Source organism: Daeguia caeni, assembly GCF_042653845.1.
Classification (GTDB): domain Bacteria; phylum Pseudomonadota; class Alphaproteobacteria; order Rhizobiales; family Rhizobiaceae; genus Brucella; species Brucella caeni.
The window spans coordinates 1-20683 of the sequence record NZ_JBHSEL010000106.1 but is presented as its reverse complement, the minus strand read 5'-3'; the positions used below and the strand labels follow the sequence as shown (position 1 = coordinate 20683).

Here is a 20683-nt window from a genome sequence, read left to right as displayed (position 1 = left end):
GCACCGTCATCTGCCCAGGCAATAGCCCCAAGGCCGAACATGAACTAAGATTGAAACCGGACCACCCTATGGGGTCAGGCCATGACGGAAAATATCTTGTATGCATGGCAGACGCAACTGACGATTCAGATGTTAATATTTGGGAGTTTTTTAGGCCGTAAAACAGTATAACAAACAATCATGGAAATATTTTTTGATTTATTTTTATGTTGATTCAATGGATTGATATCCATCAAATAACTATTACAATTACAATAATATTATAATTATACATAAATCATTCAAACAATACTTTGTTTGATTGGCGATGATATATGTATCTTCAACCAAGAGAACGTGCAATCAAGAAGTATCCGGTTGCTGCAAGTTTGCCCGGATTAAACTTGCCTCCCCCCACAAGAGAGGTGGACTGCGCCCAAACACGCAAAGAAAGTTTAGCGGGCTCACCGTGCAGATCACAAGCACCCATAGTCCCGACCTCCCGAACCTGCCCCCCCCTTCTTGATTACAGCGGATTTGGACATCTTACCACAACATACGGGAATGACGTCATATATAATGAAAACTATCAAACAAGAAACTTCTACATATTACTCTTTACTGTAAAATATATATTTCACATTTGTAGAATTTCTATAAAATGAAATATATAATAATAACAAAACAAAATACATGGCAATAATTAAAATTGACGATCCGAGCCCTGTCTGCATGATCAATTAAAGGACGATTCGGAAATCATCCTTTTGATCATCAAACACGATTAAATTACAATCACGCAACAAAGAACAGATTGATGAAATTAATTGGATTATTGATTCCTTACACAGCAACTTTAAAGCTTAAATAGATAATCAACCCAATAATTATCGTAATAATATTACATAATTATTTTTATCACCTTTCACAAATTCAACTTAATTCAAAATTTTAAAGCATATTTGGGACACCGTGCTATTTCATCTTCAAGACACCAAAAAATAAATTTGTTATCGATGAGTCATTGGTGCAATCCAGCGCGAGGAACATCTTACTCGCAGACAAGATAACACAAGGTAATATTGACTACTCCTTTTGGAGTGCAAGAAATTATATAAACACCGTGAATTCAATGATATTAAACATTTTCTTGCCTGAAAAACTTTTTTATTACAAATTGCGGCAATACAGGTTTTACCTATCAGGGAAAAATTACATAAAATTATTCTATTCATATTAGAAATATTTCTGACCATGCTATTTTATATTCGAGACAGTCGAAATAAATAAATGTTACAAGATTTAGAATTCAGATAGAACGCGTTACCTGACTTCACTCAGTCTGGAAGGAGAGATATGCTTGTGTTTCACGGAATTGAAAGAGGATTCTGACGTAAATACATGGAATGTAATATTGTATCTATGAATAGATCAATGTCGGATATGGATAAATGCAATGGACCGTGCAAGGGCTGATTGCTTTCATGCCACTTGTTGCAACTCATATCCATATCCAGCCGAAAGCGGCACGTACATCACGCACCCGCAATTTTGGCAAGTTGCGTCATGATAACGGCCGAGCCATTCAATCGCTTTTCTGGGGTCGGCCAGTCGCGAATGAAGACGATGCTCTGGTCCTGCCTGATCTTGGCCATTGAGCCCTGCTCGCCAATCATCTTCACCAGACCAACCGGATTGTTGAAGGTTGCATTGCGGAACTGGATGACCACGCCCTTCGGGCCGGCATCCAGTTTTTCGACATTGGCGCGACGACACAGTGCCTTGATATAGACGATCTTGAGCAAGTGCTGCACTTCCTCCGGCATCGGGCCAAAGCGGTCGATCAGTTCGGCGCCAAAGGCATCGATTTCCTGCGGTTCTTCCAGATCGGCCAGACGACGATAAAGACCAAGACGCAATTGCAGATCGGGCACATAAGATTCGGGGATCATCACCGCGGTTCCAATGGAAATCTGCGGCGACCACTGGCTGTCCTCGACCTTGGCCGAACCCTTCAGCGTTGCCACCGCTTCTTCCAGCATCTGCTGGTAAAGCTCGAAACCGACTTCCTTGATATGGCCAGACTGCTCCTCACCCAGGAGATTACCCGCACCGCGTATATCCATGTCGTGGCTGGCAAGCTGGAAACCCGCACCAAGCGTGTCGAGCGATTGCAGCACCTTCAATCGGCGTTCGGCCGTCTGGGTCAGGGTGCGTCCGGCAGGCAAGGTGAACAGTGCAAAGGCGCGCTGCTTCGAGCGCCCCACACGACCGCGCAGCTGGTAAAGCTGCGCTAGGCCGAACATATCGGCGCGATGAACAATCATCGTATTGGCTGTTGGAATATCGAGGCCTGATTCAACGATCGTGGTTGAAAGCAGCACATCATATTGCCCGTCATAGAAGGCGTTCATGATGTCATCGAGCACGCCCGGCGCCATCTGGCCATGCGCCACCGCCACTTTCAGTTCCGGCACATGGTCGCGCAGGAAATCCTGAATTTCGCTGAGATCGGCAATGCGCGGCACGACATAAAAGCTCTGCCCGCCGCGATAACGTTCGCGCAGCAGAGTTTCACGGACCACCAGCGGATCGAACGGCGAGACGAAGGTGCGCACAGCCATGCGGTCAACCGGCGGCGTGGTGATCAGCGACAATTCGCGCACGCCCGTCAGCGCAAGCTGCAGGGTGCGTGGAATTGGCGTTGCCGACAGTGTCAGCACATGCACATCCGTCTTCAGTTCCTTCAGCCGTTCCTTGTGCTTGACGCCGAAATGCTGCTCCTCATCGATGATGAGCAGGCCGAGATTCTTGAACTTGATGGAGCTGCCAAGCAGTGCATGGGTGCCGACAACAATATCGACCGTACCCTCTTCCAGCCCCTTCTTGGTCTGAGCCAGTTCCTTGGCGCTGACCAGCCGTGACGCATGGGCGACATTGACCGGCAGCCCGTGAAACCGCGTCGAGAAGGTCTTGAAATGCTGGCGCGACAGAAGCGTGGTCGGCACAACCACCACCACCTGCATCCCGTTCATTGCCGCAATGAAGGCCCCGCGCAGCGCCACTTCCGTCTTGCCGAAACCGACATCACCGCAGATCAGGCGATCCATCGGCTTGCCCGAGGCCAGATCATCGCTGACCGCCTCGATGGCATTCAACTGGTCTTCGGTTTCATCATAAGGGAAACGTGCTGCAAATTCGGCATAAAGCCCTTCCGGCGGTGTCAGCACAGGTGCGCCACGCATCTGGCGCTCTGCCGCGATCTGGATGAGATGGCCGGCAATTTCCAGCAGGCGTTTTTTCAGCTTTGCCTTGCGCGCCTGCCATGCGCCGCCGCCAAGCTTGTCGAGCACCGCATCCGATGCTTCCGAACCGTAACGCGACAGAAGTTCGATATTTTCAACCGGCAGGAACAGGCGGTCATCACCGGCATAGTGAATTTCCAGACAATCATGCGGCGCACCCGCAGCAGTGATTGTCTTGAGGCCGACAAAGCGGCCAATACCGTGATCGACATGGACGACAATATCGCCTGCCGTGAGCGAGGCGACTTCCGAAATGAAATCCTGCTCACGCCTGCGCCGTTTCGAACGCCGGATCAGCCTGTCACCCAGAATGTCCTGTTCGGCGACCACAACCAGATCGCCTGCATCAAAGCCGTTTTCAACTGCCAGCACTGCCGCCGTTATTTTATCACGGGACAGCGCCTTGACGGTGGAAAGCCGGTCAACCCGCTCGATCTTGTCCAGCCCATGCTCTTCCAGTACCTGCAACAGGCGGTCGAGCGAGCCTTCAGACCAGGCGGCAACCAGCACCTTCTTGCCGGCTGCGCGCAAGTCCGCGATGAATTTCACCACTGCTTCAAACAGGTTGACATCGGTTGCCGCGCGTTCTTCGGCAAAATTGCGCCCCTTATGCACATCGACATGCACAATCGTGCGGTCAGAGACTTCCGGCGCACCAAACGGTGTCAGATCAATGCGCAGGCGGTCAGCCGAAACGATCGCCTCCACTTCATGCGGCGTCAGATAAAGCGTCTCCGGCTTGACCGGCTTGTATGGCACGGCATCGCTGCCCGGCTCCTTGCCTTCCGCCTGCCGCAGGCGCGCCTCATAATGGTCAACGACCATGGTGTGGCGCTCGGTCAGCGCCTCCTGCACCAGATGGTCAAACACCACCGGCATGGGCCCGGCATGGTCAAACACCGTTTCCAGATGCTCGTAGAACAAGGGCAGCCAATGTTCCATGCCGGCGAAGCGGCGGCCTTCGCTAATGGCCTGATAGAGGGCATCATCACGCTGCGGCGCGCCAAACATGGCGACATAATTCTTACGGAAACGGCTGATCATTTCCGGCGAGAGCGTGATTTCGCTCATCGGCTGCAGCACGAATTCCTTGCGCGTGCCTGTCGTGCGCTGGGTTGCCGGGTCAAAGGCGCGGATGGTCTCCAGCGTATCGCCGAAAAAATCAAGCCGCAGCGGTTCTTCCGCGCCCGGTGCAAACAGATCCAGAATGCCACCACGCACGGCATATTCGCCGACATCGCGCACGGCCGAGACGCGCTCGAAACCATTGCGCTCAAGGCGTGCGGCCAGCGCATTCATGTCGAGCTGATTGCCAGGGCGTGCGGAAATCGCCTGTTCGGCTATGGCTGCCTGTGGCGGCAATTTCTGCAGAATCGCATTGGCAGTGGTCAGGATGAGGGCCGGATGCGGCGCCTTTTTGAGTTCTGCCAATGCACCAAGCGCAGAAAGCCTGCGTGCAGAGGCATCCGCCCCGGGTGACACCCGGTCATAGGGCAGACAGTCCCATGCTGGCAGATGCAGCAACGGCAATTCCGGTGCAACAAAGCCCAAGACCTGTTCCAGATCCGCAATGCGCTGTCCATCGCGGACAACATACATGATTGGCCCACGCGCACCGATCTCTTCCACCAGACGCGCAAGACAAAACGCCTCGTAACCATCGGCAACGCCGTCGATCACGATATGGCGTCCAGCCTTGCTGTTCAGATTGGGCTTGAGACCGAGTTTGCTGAAAACGGGCATGGATGACTCAGAATTCTATGCGGTCGCGGAAAGCGACAATGTCACGGAAAAGCGGCGTATCAAATTCGACCGGAATCTCGCTTTCGCCCGTCACCCATTTGAACAGGTCGCGGTCGAGCACTTCCAGAATGCGCTCAAATTCATCAAGCTGCGCATCGGTGAAGTCCGTAATATATTTATCGGCATACTGGCCGAGAACAAGATCCATCTCGCGCATGCCGCGATGCCAGGCGCGAAACAAAAGCTTGCGACGCCGCACATCAAGATTTGCTGTCGAAAGTGTGCTGCCTGTCATTTTGCCGTTCCCATGATGAATTTCGTGAGCCGCTATATAGCATCTATCGCGCCAGTGGGAACCTGTTTTATCAGAACAAAAAGTGTACAAAACGCCATGTAAAAGCTTGCGTCAACGCGTGAAGCAGTTAAAGCTCTGACCATGCGCCCATCCTTGCTTGATCCGTTCTTTGCATCTGTCCGCTCGCTTCCCGGCATTGGCCCGAAAGTGGCAGCCCTGCTTGGCAAATTGCTGGGCACGGATGCGCCCGGCTCCGAGCCAAAGGTGGGGCAGTTGCTGTTTCTGCCGCCGCACAATGTCATCGACCGGCGCAACCGCCCGGGCATCGCCCATGCGCCAGAAGGCGCCGTCGTTACGCTGGAAGTGGTGGTTGACCAGCATCAACCCGCCCCCAAGGGCCGGAACAATGTGCCCCATCGGGTGATTGCTCATGATGATACGGGCGAAATCGCGCTGACCTTCTTCTACGCGCAATTGCCTTGGCTGCAAAAAATGCTGCCGGAAGGCGAAAGCGTCATCGTGTCGGGCAAGGTGGAATGGTTCAACGGCCGCGCCAGCATGGTGCACCCGGATTATATCGCAAGTCTTGATGATGCCGCCAATCTGCCGTTGATCGAGCCAGTCTATCCGCTGACCGCGGGGCTTTCGTCAAAGACGCTTGCGCGCGCGATCCGGGAAGCATTGACACGCGTGCCCATTCTTCCCGAGTGGATCGATGCGCCGCTTATCGCGCGCGAACGTTTTCCCGACTTCATGCAGGCCCTGCAAACGCTGCATCAGCCGCAGGATCCATCCGATATTGCGCTTGAAAGCCCCGTCCGGCGCAGGCTTGCCTATGATGAGTTTCTGGCCGGCCAGCTTGCCCTTGCCATGGTGCGCGCAAAAACGCGCCGTCTTTCCGGCCGTCCCTTGCAGGGTACAGGGCGCATTACCACCGAAATTCTGCGCCACCTGCCCTATCGCCTGACCCGTGGACAGGAACAGGCAGTCCGTGACATTATAACAGATCTCAAATCCCCCAACCGCATGCTGCGCCTGCTGCAGGGCGATGTCGGTTCCGGCAAGACCGTGGTTGGCCTGCTTGCCATGGCGCATGCGGCAGAATCAGGCGGCCAGTCAGCGCTGATGACACCAACAGAAGTGCTGGCAAGGCAGCATTTTGCGACAATAGCCCCTCTGGCTGAAAAAGCCGGTCTGAAGGTTGCGCTTCTCACGGGCCGGGAAAAGGGACGCGAAAGAACTACCGTGCTGGAAGGGCTGAAGAGCGGTGAGATCCATATCATCATCGGCACCCATGCGCTGTTTCAGGAAAAGGTTGAATATCACGACCTGGTCTTTGTCATCATTGATGAACAGCACCGCTTTGGCGTGCATCAGCGGCTGATGCTGACGGCCAAGGGCACGGCCCCCGATATGCTGGTGATGACCGCAACCCCCATTCCGCGCACGCTGGTTCTGACCGCTTTCGGCGATATGGACGTGTCAAAACTCACCGAAAAACCGGCCGGCCGCCAGCCGATCACCACGGCCATCGTGTCCATGGAACGCCTGGGCGAACTGGTCGAACGCATACGCAAGGCTATAGCCGACGGACAGAAGATCTACTGGATCTGCCCGCTGGTGGAAGAGTCGGAAGCGGTTGAACTGACATCGGCCGAAGAACGTTTTGAAAGCCTGAAGCCCGTTTTCGGTGACCGTATCGGCCTGATCCATGGCCGCATGACAGGTGCGGAAAAGGACGAGGCCATGCGTGCCTTCAAACAGGGTGAAACACGGTTGCTGATTGCCACCACAGTGATCGAGGTTGGCGTTGACGTGCCGGATGCCACCATCATCGTCATCGAACATGCCGAGCGTTTTGGCCTGGCACAACTGCACCAGTTGCGCGGGCGCGTCGGCCGTGGCGACAAACCATCGACCTGCCTGCTGTTATACAAGGGACCGCTGGGTGAGATCGCCGAAGCGCGGCTGAAGGTCATGCGCGAAACCGAAGACGGTTTTCGCATTGCCGAGGAAGACCTGAAACTGCGCGGCGAAGGCGAGCTGCTCGGCACGCGCCAATCCGGCACCCCCGGTTTTCGCCTTGCCTCGGTTGAGGCGCATGGCGACCTTCTGGAAATCGCCCGCAAGGATGCGCGCTATATTCTGGCAAGCGACCCCGACCTTGAAAGCGAACGCGGCAAGGCACTGCGCATTCTGCTTTATCTTTTCAGCCGCGATGAGGCGATCAGGCTGTTACGCGCCGGCTAGAGGTTACCCTCAAATAATCAGGCCGCCCGGAACACCGGGACGGCCTGAATTGGCAGATGGTCGCGCAACTTACCGGGAATAGGGCGAAATGCACTGTTTGCGTGGGCCACGATTGGGCTGATAGGTATTATCCGACGCCCGGTAAGAGCGGTAACGGTTATAGCACCAGGCTTCATGGCGGCTATGGACACGATAGGCCGGCGGTGGCGGTGGCGGTGCGGCAAGCATGCCGCCGATCGCAGCACCAAGACCAAAAGCCGCCAGCGGATACCACCAGCCATCATGACCCCGGCGATAGCCCGGACGATAATAGCGATAACCGCGATGACCATTCCAGTAGCCGGGGCGAGGACGTGGGCCAGGCCGCCATGCCGGACCAGGCCCCATTGGCGGACGCGGACGCATACCCGGGCCCGGGCCCCAGCCCGGCCGCGGCGGTGGCCTGCGCCAGCGCTCCTGTACCAGTTCAAGATTTGCATTGTCCGTGCTGATTGCGGGGCGAACCATTGGCGCAGCCATGGTCGGCGCTACTGCTCCAGCCAGAAAGCTGACGCTGACCAGACCAACCATCATCTTCTTCAACATGATAAGCAATTTACCTCTCCCCTGCCGCTTTCCTTACTGAGGTTCTCAACGAATGATGACACCATGAAGGACGCCAGATGAATAATTGCTGAATAAAATCCGGATGGCGATTTTAGCCAGATCATGCCTACCCGCCAACCGATTTGCCTGCAAAACCGTTCTCACACGCATAAAAATCAAGAATTTTTATAATTATTTGAATAATTTATAATGATTTTTCGATGATTTCTGCGGCCATTGCATCCCGCCGCCCTTGCTCAGCCAGTTGATACATGCAGCCATGATTGTGTCAGGCTTTGCCGCGGCATCAACTGTCAGCACCAGATCCTCGTTCTCCGGCGCTTCCAGTGTGGCAAGCTGGCTTTCGATCAGGCTCACCGGCATGAAATGCCCTGTTCGCCCTTGCAGGCGCGATGGCAGGTCAACCGATGCAGTATCGAGAAAGACAAAGTGCAAGGCTGCACCAGCTTTTTCGCGCAGATAATCGCGATAGGCCTTTTTGAGCGCCGAGCAGGAAATGACCACGCCCTGTTCGGCAAGCGCCAGCTGCTCTGCAACACGGTCAAACCATGGCCAGCGGTCTTCATCCTGCAGCGCAATGCCGGCGCGCATTCTGGCGATATTGTCTGCCGGATGCAGCCCATCGCCTTCCACGAAAGGCAGGGCAAGCCTTGTTGCCAGCAGCGCGCCAATCGTGGATTTTCCCGAGCCGGAAACCCCCATCACAATGATGCGTGGTGCCTGATCCCGCATCAGTTCAGCGGAATGGCATTGCCTTGCTTGCCGGACTGATAGGCCTGCGACAAGGCATCATATCTGGTGCGGATTGCATCAAGCCGCCTTTCAAGCCGGCTGCGATCAGGCTCCGGCAGCGCTGCCACCATTTGCGGAATGGAATGGCTGTGCCAGAACGCATTGGTGCGGTTATAGCCGCCCGGCTCCAGCCTGAAGACTTCCTTCAGAATGCGCAGATCATGCGGGATCGCAAAGGCATCGCGCGAATCTTCGTGGCTGAACAGGTAATAGAAATTGTCAAAACCGCTCCACGTAATGGCCGAAAGACACATGGAGCACGGTTCATGCGTGGAAAGAAACACCATGTCCCTGGTGTCGGGGCGTGCCGCTTCCGGCAGTTCATAAAAGCGCTTCAGCGTGTGGATTTCGCCATGCCAGAGCGGGTTTTCGGTTTCATTATTGGTCTCGGCCAGCACAAGCGACAGATCGGATTTGCGCAGAAGCGCTGCGCCAAAGATCTTGTTGCCTGCCGCCACCCCCTTTTCCGTCAGCGGGAGAATGCCCCGTTCAATGACGTCAATCAGTTTTTCAAGCAATGCCAGTTCTGATGGGGATGTCATGCCGACCCTCATGATCTGTGGAGCAAGGGCCCGGCAGAGACCGGGCCCTGACGATTAATGTGCAAAGAAGGCAAAACGGATGACGAACAGGATCGCCACGATCCAGGTTGCCGGATGGATCTGGGCAACCCTGCCCGTGAAGAGTTTCAGCACAACATAGCTGATGAAACCGAAGGCAAGACCATTGGCAATCGAATAGGTCAGCGGAATGGCCAGCGCCGTCAGTGCGGCAGGGGCGGCTTCCGTAACGTCATCCCATTCAATTTCCGACAGCTCGCGCATCATCAGACAGGCAACATAGACAAGTGCTGGTGCCGTTGCGACAGCAGGCACCGATCCTGCCAGGGGCGAGATGAACAGGGCTGCCAGAAACAGGACGGCAATGACCAGCGCCGTCAGGCCGGTGCGGCCGCCAGCCTGGACACCGGAAGCGCTTTCCACATAGGCCGTCGTCGACGAGGTACCGATCAGCGAACCGCCCAGAATGGCGACACTGTCGGCAAACAGTGCCCGGCCAAGATTGCTTGGCTTGCCCGGTTCGATCAGATTGCCACGCTTGGCAACGCCAATCAGCGTGCCTGTCGCGTCAAAAACTTCCACCAGAACGAAAACAACAATGACCGAAAGCAGGCCCGTATGCAGCGCGCCCAGAATGTCGAGCTGCAGGAAGGTCGGCGCAATGCTTGGCGGCATGGAAAACAGGCCATTGAACTGGCTGAAGCCGAATAGGATCGAAATGATCGTGACGGCGAGAATACCGATCAGGATTGCGCCGCGGATCTTGAGGCCGTCCAGAATGGCAATGATGAAGAAGCCGGCAATGGCAAGCAATGGGCCAGACTGGGTCAGATCGCCGAGATTGACCAGGGTTGCCTCATTATCAACCACAATACCTGCCGATTTCAGTCCGATCAGGCCAAGGAACATGCCAATACCGGCGGCAATGGCGCTGCGCAGCGACAGCGGAATGCCATCCACCATCCAGCGGCGAACGCCCGTGATGGTCAAAAGCAGGAAGATGATGCCGGAAATGAACACGGCACCAAGCGCTTGCTGCCAGCTGAAGCCCAAAGCACCGACAACGGTGAAAGCGAAAAATGCATTCAGTCCCATGCCCGGAGCCATGCCAATCGGCCAGTTCGCGGCAAAGGCCATGATGATAGAACCAAGTGCTGCGGCCAGACAGGTCGCAACGAAAACCGCATTGCGGTCCATGCCCGTGGTGGAAAGAATCTCCGGATTGACGAAGATGATATAGGACATGGTCAGGAAGGTGGTCAGACCCGCGACGATTTCCGTCCTGATGGTCGTGTCGTTTTCCTGTAATTTGAACAGCTTCTCCAGCATTGATCCTCCTAAGATTCGCACAATCTGCGCGATCTTGTAAAAACTGCCCTGAATGATGCTGCAATGCCGAAACCTTGCCGGCAGAAGACTTTGCTCCACGCCGGAAAGGCTGTGTTCATGCGCTGCCATCAGCAAGGCCTTTGGCTCCTGCGACACAATATTGCCGCGAGAATGCCGTAACTTTGCCACAGAAACCGAGCGGTTTCAGCCGCATAAAGCGACATATGCCCTACTTTTTGTGAAAACTGCATTTTTAAATGGAAGCTGCAACTATCAGGCAACATATCAGCCGGCAAAGGAAAGACACGCACAAGCATGGCTGCCCCCGCAGCCTGCATGTCAAATCAGGCCGCATCAGGATCGGACGGTCAACAATCAGGAATTGATCAAGACAGATCATTGCCCGGCAGGCGGTGCAGGCATGGGGGGAAAGTCACCTTCAGGCAGTGGCGCCGATTCCACCGGTGCCGCAGCAGGCAGCGATGGCGTATTGTCCGCAGGATTCGCCTCATGCCTAAGTTCCGGCAGGTCGGATGCTGGCTTTTCACCATAAATGCCGCGTTTTTGCGCCTCGGCCAGACGCATGGCTTCGGCATAGGCCCCGTCAGGCAGGGCTTTGGCCCAGCCATTTTCGACCAGCCACTCTGCCGCATCTTCATTGCCGAGCCTGCATTGCGTGACAAGCGCCTGCGCAGCCGCATTGTCGGGCAGACGGCACATGATGGCGCGGCCCCGCAACCATTGGCGAAAGGCTGTGCGGGCATGCCTGCCGCAGGGCCAGACAATGCCGGATGGAGATGTGCATTGCGTATCAACCGGCAACACCGCAATGCCTTCCAGATCAATGATGAGCTGCCTGCTTTCAATCCGCCCGGCAGCCAAGGCGACCGGCAGGGGCAGAAGCCGCATCGGCGCATCCGCCGTCACGCTGTCTGCAGTAGGTGCTGCAGCCTGACCAGGATCGCTCAATGACGAACTCTGCCCGATCGGCTCCTGCGGGGCAGGTTCCGCCGGCTCAGGCGGCGACACGAGATCGGCCTGCGCATCCGAAGCCCCTGTTTCCTCTGGCTGTGCCGTTCCCTCTCCCGGCTCGGTATAATCGAAATGTTCGATGACAATGCCCTGATTGTTTGCACCATCATCGCCAGTTTCAATCACGCCAACCGGCCGGTCGAGCGCACCCCAGAACGGCGAAAGAAAACAGGCCGCCAATAACAGGCCAACGACAATGGCAAGCGCGCCTGCAATGGCCTCACCGCGCCCCCTGCTTGACAAGGCAAACATCACTGACTTGCCCAGAGAATGCGGGCGATCCACTCAATATCCTTGCTGTCAAAGACACGGTTTGGATGGTCCGGATTGAAAGAATGCAGTTCGATCGTGCGCGGTGTCTGGCGGTGCAGGATCTTTGCCATGACCTCGCCCTCCTTGGTGCGGACAACCACCCGGTCACCACGGCGCACCGGCGCGTTGGGCGCGACAATCAGCGTATCGCCATCGCGGTAAAGCGGCATCATGGACTCGCCCGACACTTCAAGCGCATAGACCATTTCCCCCGACTTGGCCGGAAATTCAACAATATCCCAGCCCTGGCCTGCCGGAAAACCGGCATCATCGAAATAACCGCCCACACCGGCTTCCGCCATGCCAAGCAGGGGAATGGAGCGCGTATCCTGCGTATAGTCGCCATCGGGCTGGTTGCCACCTTCACCCTTGATGAGCTGGATGAATTCATCAATCGTGGCGCCGGTGGCTTCCATGACTTTCGCCAGCGATTCCGTCGACGGCCAGCGCGCGCGCCCATCCGGCGAATAGCGTTTTGACTTGTTGAAGGTCGTTGGATCCAACCCCGCTCGTCGCGCAAGCCCGGAGGCACTGAGCGAATGACGCTCAGCCAAGGCGTCAATCGCGGCCCATATGCTCTCATGAGAAATCATCTTGCGACCTGTTCATTTCGCCATATCCATTGGCGGCAGAAAACATACGGCAGATGAGACACCGCAACGACTGCCACTGCTGCAAACTGAAATGTAGGTTAGGACTTTAAACCCAATTTCATCCAACTACCTGCTGAAAGGTTAATTGGCAATAAGATTTTATGCAATATGCATAGGGCAACAGGGAATTTTTTCTTAAAGTTGCAAGATCTGTCATCAAACTGTGACATGTTTCCATCCTGAAATGGCAAAACCGTCGCAACAGGACAGTTTCAGCCTCTGTACATGACACAACATCGGCGCAATATCTGACCCGGCTGCATGGCGGACAGAAAGGCCCTGCATGCCGTCCCGCTGGGCAAACCGTTGGAACAGGACATGCAGAGCCCGCCTCGCCCAATAGAGCAATTCAGAAATTTCATGGAAATTCTGAATTGCTCCAATCTGTTGTTTGCGCAGTTCCGGACAGAAAGCTGCGCCCGCTTTTCCTGGAACGGCTTACGAATCACGCTGCCTGTTTGACGGCGTCCTTATATGGGTTAAAGCGGCTGTAGAAATTGTCGCCCTTCTCGGCCATGTCGATGAGAAGCTTCGGCGCCTTGAACTGGGCCCCGTATTTCTTCTGCAGCTTCTTGGCGAGCTTGACGAAATTCGCAGCCCCCATGCCGTCAATATAGGACAGCGTTCCGCCTGTATAAGGCGCAAAGCCGAAGGCCAGGATGGAGCCGACATCGGCTTCACGCGGATCCGTCACAATGCCTTCTTCCATCACGCGCGCAGCTTCAAGCGCGATGGTGACGAGGAAGCGCTGCTTCAGCTCGTTGACATCGATCTTGTCAGGATCCTGCTGCGGGAAGAGATCCTTGAGGCCCGGCCACAGATGCTTTTTCGCCGGCTTTGGCGGATATTCATAGAAGCCCTTGCCGTTCTTGCGGCCCTTGCGGTCAAATTCATCCACGAGCTTGTTGACGAGCTCGACATGGCGCGGATCGATTGCCTTTGGCCCAAGATCAGCCAGCGTCGCCTTCAGGATCTTCTGCGACAGGTCAATCGCCGTTTCATCATTGAGCGCAAGCGGGCCAACCGGCATGCCAGCCATCTTGGCGGCATTTTCGATCATGGCAGGCGGCACGCCCTCGATCAGCATGTTATAGGCTTCCTGCATATAGCGCAGCACACAGCGATTGACGTAGAAGCCGCGCGTATCATTGACGACGATCGGCGTCTTCTTGATCGCGCGCACATAATCCAGCGCAACCGCGAGCGCCTTGTCCGATGTCTTCTTGCTAAGGATGACTTCCACCAGCATCATCTTGTCGACCGGCGAGAAGAAATGGATGCCGATGAAATTTTTCGGGCGCCTGGAGTTCTTGGCAAGGCCGGTGATCGGCAGGGTCGAGGTATTGGAGGCAAAGATCGCCGAGGATTTCAGCACTTCCTCTGCCTTTTCGATCGTGGCGCGCTTGACCTCGCGATCTTCAAATACGGCCTCAATCACCAGATCCGCCCCTTCAAGCAGGCCATAATCGGTGGTGGCGGTAATGAGTGACAGAAGCTTTTCCTTGTCGGCCTCGGTGGCACGGCCCTTCTGGATATCCTTGGTGACAAGATCGGCCGAATGGGCCTTGCCCTTGTCGGCCGCCTCCTGATCACGATCGATCAGCACGACCGGAATGCCAGCCTTTGCCGTGACATAGGCAATGCCTGCGCCCATGAAGCCTGCGCCAATGACGCCGATTTTCTTGAGCTTGACCGGCTTTTGATCAGCCGGACGACGCGCTCCCTTGTTCAGTTCCTGCAGGGAAACGAACAGCGAGCGGATCATCATGCCGGCTTCGGTCGTCTGCAGGATTTCGGTGAAATAGCGCTGTTCGATACGAAGTGCCGTATCAAATGGCACCAGCAGACCTTCATAGACCGATTTGAGGATGGCCAGTGCTGCCGGATAATTGCCATAGGTTTCGCGGCGTAAAATCGCCGTTGCAGCCGGCCAGAGATTGGCGCCAGCAGCTGAATAAATCGGCCCGCCCGGCAGTTTGAAGCCCTTTTCGTCCCAAGGCTGAACCGGCTTCAGACCGTTCCTGATCAGCTTCTTGGCTGTTTCCACCAGCTTCCTGGCCGGGGCGATTTCCGTAATAAGCCCCATCGCCTTGGCGCGCTGCGCCGTCAGGCTGGAGCCTGTCGTCATCATCTGCAGCGCATCCTGCTGGTTGGTAAGGCGCGGCACACGCTGCGTGCCACCAGCGCCCGGAAACAGGCCGACCTTCACTTCCGGCAACGCCATTTTCACCCCCGGCGCATCCGATGCCACACGTGCATGGCAGGCCAGCGACATCTCAAATGCGCCGCCCATGCAGGTGCCGTTGATGGCCGCAACCCACGGCTTGCCGCTGGTTTCAAGCTTGCGGAACAGGCCGCTCATCTTGCCAACATTGTCAAACAGCGTCTTGACCGCGTCTTCCGGGTCTTTTGCCTTCTGTTTCAGGAAATCCCTGAACATGCCTTCGAGCATGGTAAGGTCGGCACCCCCTGAAAAACTGTCCTTGCCGGAGGTGATGACCACGCCCTTGACCTTTTCATCGGCGCTCGTCGTATCGATGATGGCATCGAGTTCCTGCATCACCTCGACGGTGAAGACATTCATCGACCTTTCAGGCATGTCCCAAGTTACGAGCACGATGCCATCCGCGTCGGTTTCAACCTTGAAATTCTTGTAAGCCATTGAAAATCCTCCCCCTTATACGCGCTCGATGATGGTTGCCGTGCCCATGCCGGCGCCAATGCACAAGGTGACCAGCGCGACATTGAGGTCGCGGCGTTCCAGTTCATCCAGCACAGTGCCGAGGATCATGGCGCCGGTAGCACCCAATGGGTGGCCCATGGCGATCGCGCCGCCATTGACATTGATCTTGTCGCGCGGAATGTCGAAAGCCTGGCAATAGCGCAGAACCACGGCGGCAAAGGCCTCGTTGAGTTCGAACAGATCAATGTCTGAAAGCTTCATCCTGGCCTGTTTCAGGAGCTTTTCCGTCACATCGACCGGACCAGTGAGCATGAGCGCCGGTTCCGAGCCGATATTGGCGAAGGCGCGGATGCGCGCGCGCGGCTTGAGATCAAAGGCCTTGCCCGCCTTGCGTGAACCAAGCAGAACGGCTGCCGCGCCATCCACGATGCCAGACGAATTGCCGGCATGGTGGACATGGTTGACCGTTTCAATTTCCGGATGGGCCTGAATGCCGACCGCATCAAAACCGCCCATTTCACCCGGCATGACAAAGGACGGGTTGAGCTGAGCCAGCGCCTGCATGTCGGTGCCGGGGCGCATATGCTCGTCATGATCCAGAATGACCAGACCGTTCTGGTCCTTGATCGGGATGACGGAATTCTTGAAATAGCCCTTTTCCCACGCATTGGCGGCGCGCTTCTGGCTTTCCACCGCATAGGCGTCCACATCGTCGCGGGTAAAGCCGTATTTTGTGGCGATCAGGTCGGCAGACACGCCCTGCGGCATGAAATAGCCGGGGAAGCCGACCGATGGATCCATGTACCAGGCACCACCCGACATGCCCATGCCGACGCGCGACATGCTTTCCACACCGCCGGCAATCACCAGATCATCCGAACCAAAGGCGATCTTTGCCGCACCCAGATTGACCGCATCCAGACCAGATGCGCAGAAGCGCGAAATCTGGATACCCGGCGCCTTGAAATCATAGCCGGCCTCGAATGCTGCCGAACGCGGAATGACGGCGCCTGCCTCGCCAACCGGATCGACACAGCCAAAGATGATGTCATCAACCTTGCTTGTATCAAGACCGTTGCGGTCGCGCAGGGCTTCCAGAACCTTCGCGCCCAGGCGAACAGCCGGCACTTCATGCAAGGAACCGTCTTTCTTGCCACGTCCGCGGGGTGTGCGGACATGATCGTAAATATATGCCTCAGCCATTTTATCTCCTTCCCACCGCTGCCTTTCGGCCCGGATTATCTCCCCAAAACTCAGAAAAGATCGGCGTCCAAAGCCATCATCGTATCTGCACCCGACTGGATGCGGGCAAGATGGGCAGCACTTTCCGGCATGATACGCTCGAAATAATAGCGCGCCGTGATCAGCTTGGCTTCAAGGAATGCCTTGTTGCCTTCCCCGCGTGCCAGTTTTTCTTCTGCAACCTTCGCCATACGGCCCCACATATAGCCAAGCGCCACCAGGCCGAAGAGGTGCATATAATCATTCGAGGCAGCGCCTGCATTGTCCGGCTTTGCCATTGCATTCTGCATCAGCCACATGGTCGCGGCCTGCAGGTCGTTGAAGCCCTTCTTCAGGTGCTTGGTGAAGAAGGTGAGCTTTTCATTGTCACGATTGGCTTCGCAGAATTCGCCGACTTCCTTGAAGAAGGCGGTGACAGCGCGGCCGCCATTGAGCGCCAGCTTGCGGCCGACAAGGTCGAGCGACTGAATGCCATTGGCGCCTTCATAGATCATGGCAATACGCGCATCGCGCACATACTGGCTCATGCCCTGTTCTTCGATATAGCCATGACCGCCAAAGACCTGCTGCGCCATGGTGGCATGTTCATAGCCCTTGTCGGTGAGCACACCCTTGAGCACGGGCGTAAGCAGTCCGACCAGATCGTCCGCTGCCTGACGCTCGGCCTCATCGCCGGAGCGATGCGCAATATCGGAATGCAGCGCAACCCACAGGATCAGCGCGCGGCCTGCCTCGGTAAAAGCGCGGATCGTCATCAGATTACGACGCACATCCGGATGGACGATGATTGGATCAGCCTTCTTGTCCGGGGCTTTTGCTCCCGAAAGGGCGCGGCCCTGAATGCGTTCGCGCGCATAGAGCACCGCATTCTGATAGGCCACTTCCGCAATCGACAGCCCCTGCAGCGCCACGCCAAGGCGCGCCTCGTTCATCATGGTGAACATGGCGCGCAGCCCCTTGTTTGCCTCGCCAATCAGATAGCCCGTCGCGCCATCATAGTTCATCACGCAGGTGGCATTGCCATGAATGCCCATCTTTTCTTCGATCGAGCCACAGGATACGGCATTGCGTGCGCCCGGATTGCCGTTTTCGTCGACCATGAACTTCGGCACGATGAACAGCGAAATGCCCTTCACCCCTTCCGGTGCGCCATCAATACGCGCCAGCACCAGATGGATGATGTTCTCCGACATATCATGCTCGCCAGCCGAAATGAAAATCTTCTGGCCGGAGATCTTGTAGGTTCCATCCGGCTGCGGCGTGGCGCTGGTGCGCAGCAATCCCAGATCCGTGCCACAATGCGGCTCGGTCAGGTTCATCGTGCCGGTCCAACGGCCTTCCACCATCTTCGGCAGATAGGTGTTCTTCTGCTCATCCGTGCCATGGGCGAGGATTGCCGCAATTGCACCCTGGGTGAGCCCCGGATACATGGTCAGCGCCATATTGGCTGACGACATATACTCACCGACAGCCGTATGCAGGAGATAAGGCAGGCCCTGACCGCCATATTGCTCCGGCACGGCCAAGCCCAGCCAGCCACCTTCGCAATATTGATCATAAGCCGCCTTGAAGCCCTTGGGCGTCCTGACTGAACCATCCGCTTCGCGCGTGCAGCCTTCCCGGTCGCCCGTATGATTGAGCGGAAACAGTGTGGTTTCCGCCAGCTTCGCGCCTTCGTTGAGAATTGCTTCGACAACATCAGGCGATGCGTCGGCAAATCCCGGCAGATTATTATAACGCTGATAGTTCAGAACATCGTTGAGAACGAAATTCGTATCTTCAACGGGTGCGCGATAGCTCGGCATTATTTCCTCCAGTTCCCAAATCATTATCAGTCTGAAGAAGACTGATCCCATCCCGATCTCGGCATTTTCACGCAAACCGCGGCAATGCCTGTTTTTATGCGCGAGAGCGAAAAAGGCAGCCATTTCGCTTTAAAACGGCCAGTTTTTGCCTCATTTAGCGACAGACAGACTCAAAATCGAAAGCGCCCATCGCAATTTCATACAGAAACTAGCGCACTCTAACGTTTCCGTAAACGTCAAAATTTGTTCTGAGCGAGATTTTTGAAAATTCTCCCCCATCAAGCCCGGCAAGGAGCCTGACAGCTGGAACATTCACGCCACCTGACAGCGATCGCCATCATGACTATTGGAGGCCGATTTCGGCGGCCATGCAATGGAATGACCAAATTCCCGTTTATGATTCAAACTTTCATAGGATCCCCGCCCCGAACGATTGGGCGTGTGGAGAACTGATCGCGCATTTGTTGCGACATGATGAACAAGGAATCCAAAACAAAACCCCGCCAGAGCGTTGGCGGGGCTGTTGTTGAAACCGCGCATTACCTGAGCGGAAAACCCATGCGGCGAAGAATCTCGCCCAGCCTGGCGCGTTCCTTCAGCACCTCCCCACTGGCAACACGTCTGGCCAAAACACTCTGCCATCCATTTTGCGGCATGTTCTGCCCAGCCTGGAATTTTTTCATCCGCGCATCATAGGCATCGAGATCAGCCCAGCTGACCTGCCCATAATGTTCCCTGAACAGCACGGCTGACTGCGGCAGGCGCGGCTTCACATCCGTTCCGACGACCGGATCAGGATAGCCAACCGTCATGCCGAAGACGGCAACCACACCTGCCGGCAAACCAAGTTCGTGCGCGACATTTTCGGGCTCATTGCGCATACCGCCAATATAACAAGTACCAAGCCCAAGCGACTCTGCCGCCACCACGGCATTTTGTGCTGCCAGTGCCGCATCGATTGCCCCGACAAGGAAGCTTTCAAGATAATCGAGCCCCTCGCCTTCATGCCCCTGGGAAACAGCGATATCCCGCAGGCGTTTCAGGTCGATCAGCCAGACCAGCAACAATGGCGCGGCATTGATATGCGGATTGTTACCGGAAAAACCGGCCAGTCTAACCTTGCGCTCTGCATCCTCGACCGCAATCACACTCCACGCCTGAAGATTGGACGAGGAAGAGGCCGACTGCGCCGCCGCAACCAGAAGCTCAAGCACACCTTCCGGCACTTTCCTCGGCAGATAATGCCGCACGGTACGATGGGCCAGCAGCAGATCAAGCGTCTCGTTCCATTCAGGCGGAACAAAGCCGATATCAGCACCATAGCGGGCTTGCAACCGCTTCTGCGGAGGCATTGTCACAGAAAGATCGGATGTCGGTATAGTCATACATTCCTCTTGTTGGGCATATGCGCCAACACTGGCCAATGCCAAGATTCCACGTGAGGCCCCATTTTCCATATGGCAGACCATTCAGCAATGGAAGAAATGGAGACCTCTGATGCGAGCATCATCTTCTTACTGGCAATCAATACCCAACAGGGAACAAGGCCCTTTTATTGCAAATACTGAAAATACCGTACATCTCAAACGGAATTAATAGATCCTGAACCTAGGTGGTATTGTCGTCCATTCTGCAAGCATTCAGGACAGAGATGGTGCGCCTGATGTTTTGAAGACTATCCTCAAACGCTGACTGTGGCTGCGGCATATCTTTGCTGATGGTGGATACGCAGGACCAAAGCTCAAGGGCAGACTAGAAAAGGCTGGAAAACTCACGCTGGAAATCGCCAAGCGGGCAGATTAAGCCAGCGGTTTCTAAGTCCTTCCATACCATTGGGTGGTTGAGCGACCATTTGCATGGGCCAGACCGATACCGCAGATTGCCCAAAACCTCGAGAAAACCTTCGTATCCGCTGCGGCACTGAGTTTACATCGCGAACATGTACCTGTTCACACGACACATCGTAAGTGCCTGATATATAATTGTGTTTATTATGATCCAGGCTCTTAGATACTGGCCTGACCCCATAGGGTGGTCCGGTTTCAATCTTAGTTCATGTTCGGCCTTGGGGCTATTGCCTGGGCAGATGACGGTGCT

General features: G+C 55.5%; 13 protein-coding genes and 1 pseudogene. 2 read left to right on the top strand and 12 right to left on the bottom strand.

The features are described 5' to 3' along the window. Window positions 1-1514 precede the first annotated feature (1514 nt). A complete protein-coding gene (gene mfd / locus ACFO1V_RS10700; RefSeq protein ID WP_374834120.1) occupies window positions 1515-5027 on the bottom strand; it encodes a transcription-repair coupling factor in 3513 nt (1170 codons plus the stop codon). 7 nt (window positions 5028-5034) lie between these two features. Next, a complete protein-coding gene (locus ACFO1V_RS10695) occupies window positions 5035-5322 on the bottom strand; it encodes an FAD assembly factor SdhE (RefSeq protein ID WP_374834118.1) in 288 nt (95 codons plus the stop codon). Between the two features lie 141 nt (window positions 5323-5463). Between ACFO1V_RS10695 and recG the strand changes: the two genes are divergently transcribed. Further along, the gene (recG, locus tag ACFO1V_RS10690) at window positions 5464-7572 is read left to right on the top strand and encodes an ATP-dependent DNA helicase RecG (protein ID WP_374834116.1); all 2109 of its coding nucleotides are present in this window, start codon (window positions 5464-5466) and stop codon (window positions 7570-7572) included. 69 nt (window positions 7573-7641) lie between these two features. On the opposite strand, the gene ACFO1V_RS10685 is transcribed toward recG, so the two are convergent. The 10 genes from ACFO1V_RS10685 to ACFO1V_RS10640 form a co-directional block, all read right to left on the bottom strand. Further along, the gene (locus ACFO1V_RS10685) at window positions 7642-8166 is read right to left on the bottom strand and encodes a BA14K family protein (protein ID WP_374834114.1); all 525 of its coding nucleotides are present in this window, start codon (window positions 8164-8166) and stop codon (window positions 7642-7644) included. Between the two features lie 183 nt (window positions 8167-8349). Beyond that, entirely contained in the window at window positions 8350-8910 is a 561-nt protein-coding gene (locus ACFO1V_RS10680; protein WP_374834112.1) for a gluconokinase, read from the bottom strand. Further along, complete coding sequence (locus ACFO1V_RS10675) at window positions 8910-9512, bottom strand: deaminase (protein WP_374834110.1); 603 nt, start codon at window positions 9510-9512, stop codon at window positions 8910-8912. The genes ACFO1V_RS10680 and ACFO1V_RS10675 overlap by 1 nt, the downstream gene beginning before the upstream one ends. 54 nt (window positions 9513-9566) lie before the next feature. Further along, on the bottom strand, window positions 9567-10859 hold the full coding sequence (locus ACFO1V_RS10670; RefSeq protein WP_374834108.1) for an NCS2 family permease: 1293 nt from the start codon (window positions 10857-10859) through the stop codon (window positions 9567-9569). Between the two features lie 396 nt (window positions 10860-11255). Beyond that, window positions 11256-12176, bottom strand: coding sequence for a thermonuclease family protein (locus ACFO1V_RS10665; RefSeq protein ID WP_374834106.1), 921 nt, complete (start codon window positions 12174-12176; stop codon window positions 11256-11258). Then, window positions 12143-12796, bottom strand: coding sequence for a LexA family transcriptional regulator (locus tag ACFO1V_RS10660; RefSeq protein ID WP_374834104.1), 654 nt, complete (start codon window positions 12794-12796; stop codon window positions 12143-12145). Before ACFO1V_RS10660 ends, ACFO1V_RS10665 begins: the two co-directional genes overlap by 34 nt. A gap of 505 nt (window positions 12797-13301) precedes the next feature. Next, complete coding sequence (locus tag ACFO1V_RS10655; RefSeq protein WP_374834102.1) at window positions 13302-15518, bottom strand: FAD-dependent oxidoreductase; 2217 nt, start codon at window positions 15516-15518, stop codon at window positions 13302-13304. A 15-nt stretch (window positions 15519-15533) separates the two neighbouring features. Next, window positions 15534-16742, bottom strand: a complete 1209-nt coding sequence (locus ACFO1V_RS10650) for an acetyl-CoA C-acetyltransferase (protein ID WP_374834100.1) — start codon at window positions 16740-16742, stop codon at window positions 15534-15536. A 50-nt stretch (window positions 16743-16792) separates the two neighbouring features. Next, the gene (locus tag ACFO1V_RS10645; protein WP_374834098.1) at window positions 16793-18586 is read right to left on the bottom strand and encodes an acyl-CoA dehydrogenase C-terminal domain-containing protein; all 1794 of its coding nucleotides are present in this window, start codon (window positions 18584-18586) and stop codon (window positions 16793-16795) included. A 539-nt stretch (window positions 18587-19125) separates the two neighbouring features. Continuing rightward, window positions 19126-19971 (bottom strand): NADPH-dependent oxidoreductase, encoded by an 846-nt coding sequence (locus ACFO1V_RS10640; protein WP_374834096.1) that lies wholly within the window; start codon window positions 19969-19971, stop codon window positions 19126-19128. Between the two features lie 229 nt (window positions 19972-20200). Here ACFO1V_RS10640 and ACFO1V_RS10635 point away from each other — a divergent pair. Further along, window positions 20201-20596, top strand: a pseudogene (locus ACFO1V_RS10635) (transposase); the annotation flags it as partial. Between the last annotated feature and the right edge of the window lie 87 nt (window positions 20597-20683).

Bases quoted from the DNA above. Each gene is read 5' to 3' on its own strand.
- ACFO1V_RS10640 (WP_374834096.1), bottom strand. From the start codon at position 19,971: ATGACTATACCGACATCCGATCTTTCTGTGACAATGCCTCCGCAGAAG.
- recG (WP_374834116.1), top strand. From the start codon at position 5,464: ATGCGCCCATCCTTGCTTGATCCGTTCTTTGCATCTGTCCGCTCGCTT.
- ACFO1V_RS10650 (WP_374834100.1), bottom strand. From the start codon at position 16,742: ATGGCTGAGGCATATATTTACGATCATGTCCGCACACCCCGCGGACGT.
- ACFO1V_RS10670 (WP_374834108.1), bottom strand. From the start codon at position 10,859: ATGCTGGAGAAGCTGTTCAAATTACAGGAAAACGACACGACCATCAGG.
- ACFO1V_RS10655 (WP_374834102.1), bottom strand. From the start codon at position 15,518: ATGGCTTACAAGAATTTCAAGGTTGAAACCGACGCGGATGGCATCGTG.
- mfd (WP_374834120.1), bottom strand. From the start codon at position 5,027: ATGCCCGTTTTCAGCAAACTCGGTCTCAAGCCCAATCTGAACAGCAAG.
- ACFO1V_RS10675 (WP_374834110.1), bottom strand. From the start codon at position 9,512: ATGACATCCCCATCAGAACTGGCATTGCTTGAAAAACTGATTGACGTC.
- ACFO1V_RS10645 (WP_374834098.1), bottom strand. From the start codon at position 18,586: ATGCCGAGCTATCGCGCACCCGTTGAAGATACGAATTTCGTTCTCAAC.
- ACFO1V_RS10695 (WP_374834118.1), bottom strand. From the start codon at position 5,322: ATGACAGGCAGCACACTTTCGACAGCAAATCTTGATGTGCGGCGTCGC.
- ACFO1V_RS10680 (WP_374834112.1), bottom strand. From the start codon at position 8,910: ATGCGGGATCAGGCACCACGCATCATTGTGATGGGGGTTTCCGGCTCG.
- ACFO1V_RS10660 (WP_374834104.1), bottom strand. From the start codon at position 12,796: ATGATTTCTCATGAGAGCATATGGGCCGCGATTGACGCCTTGGCTGAG.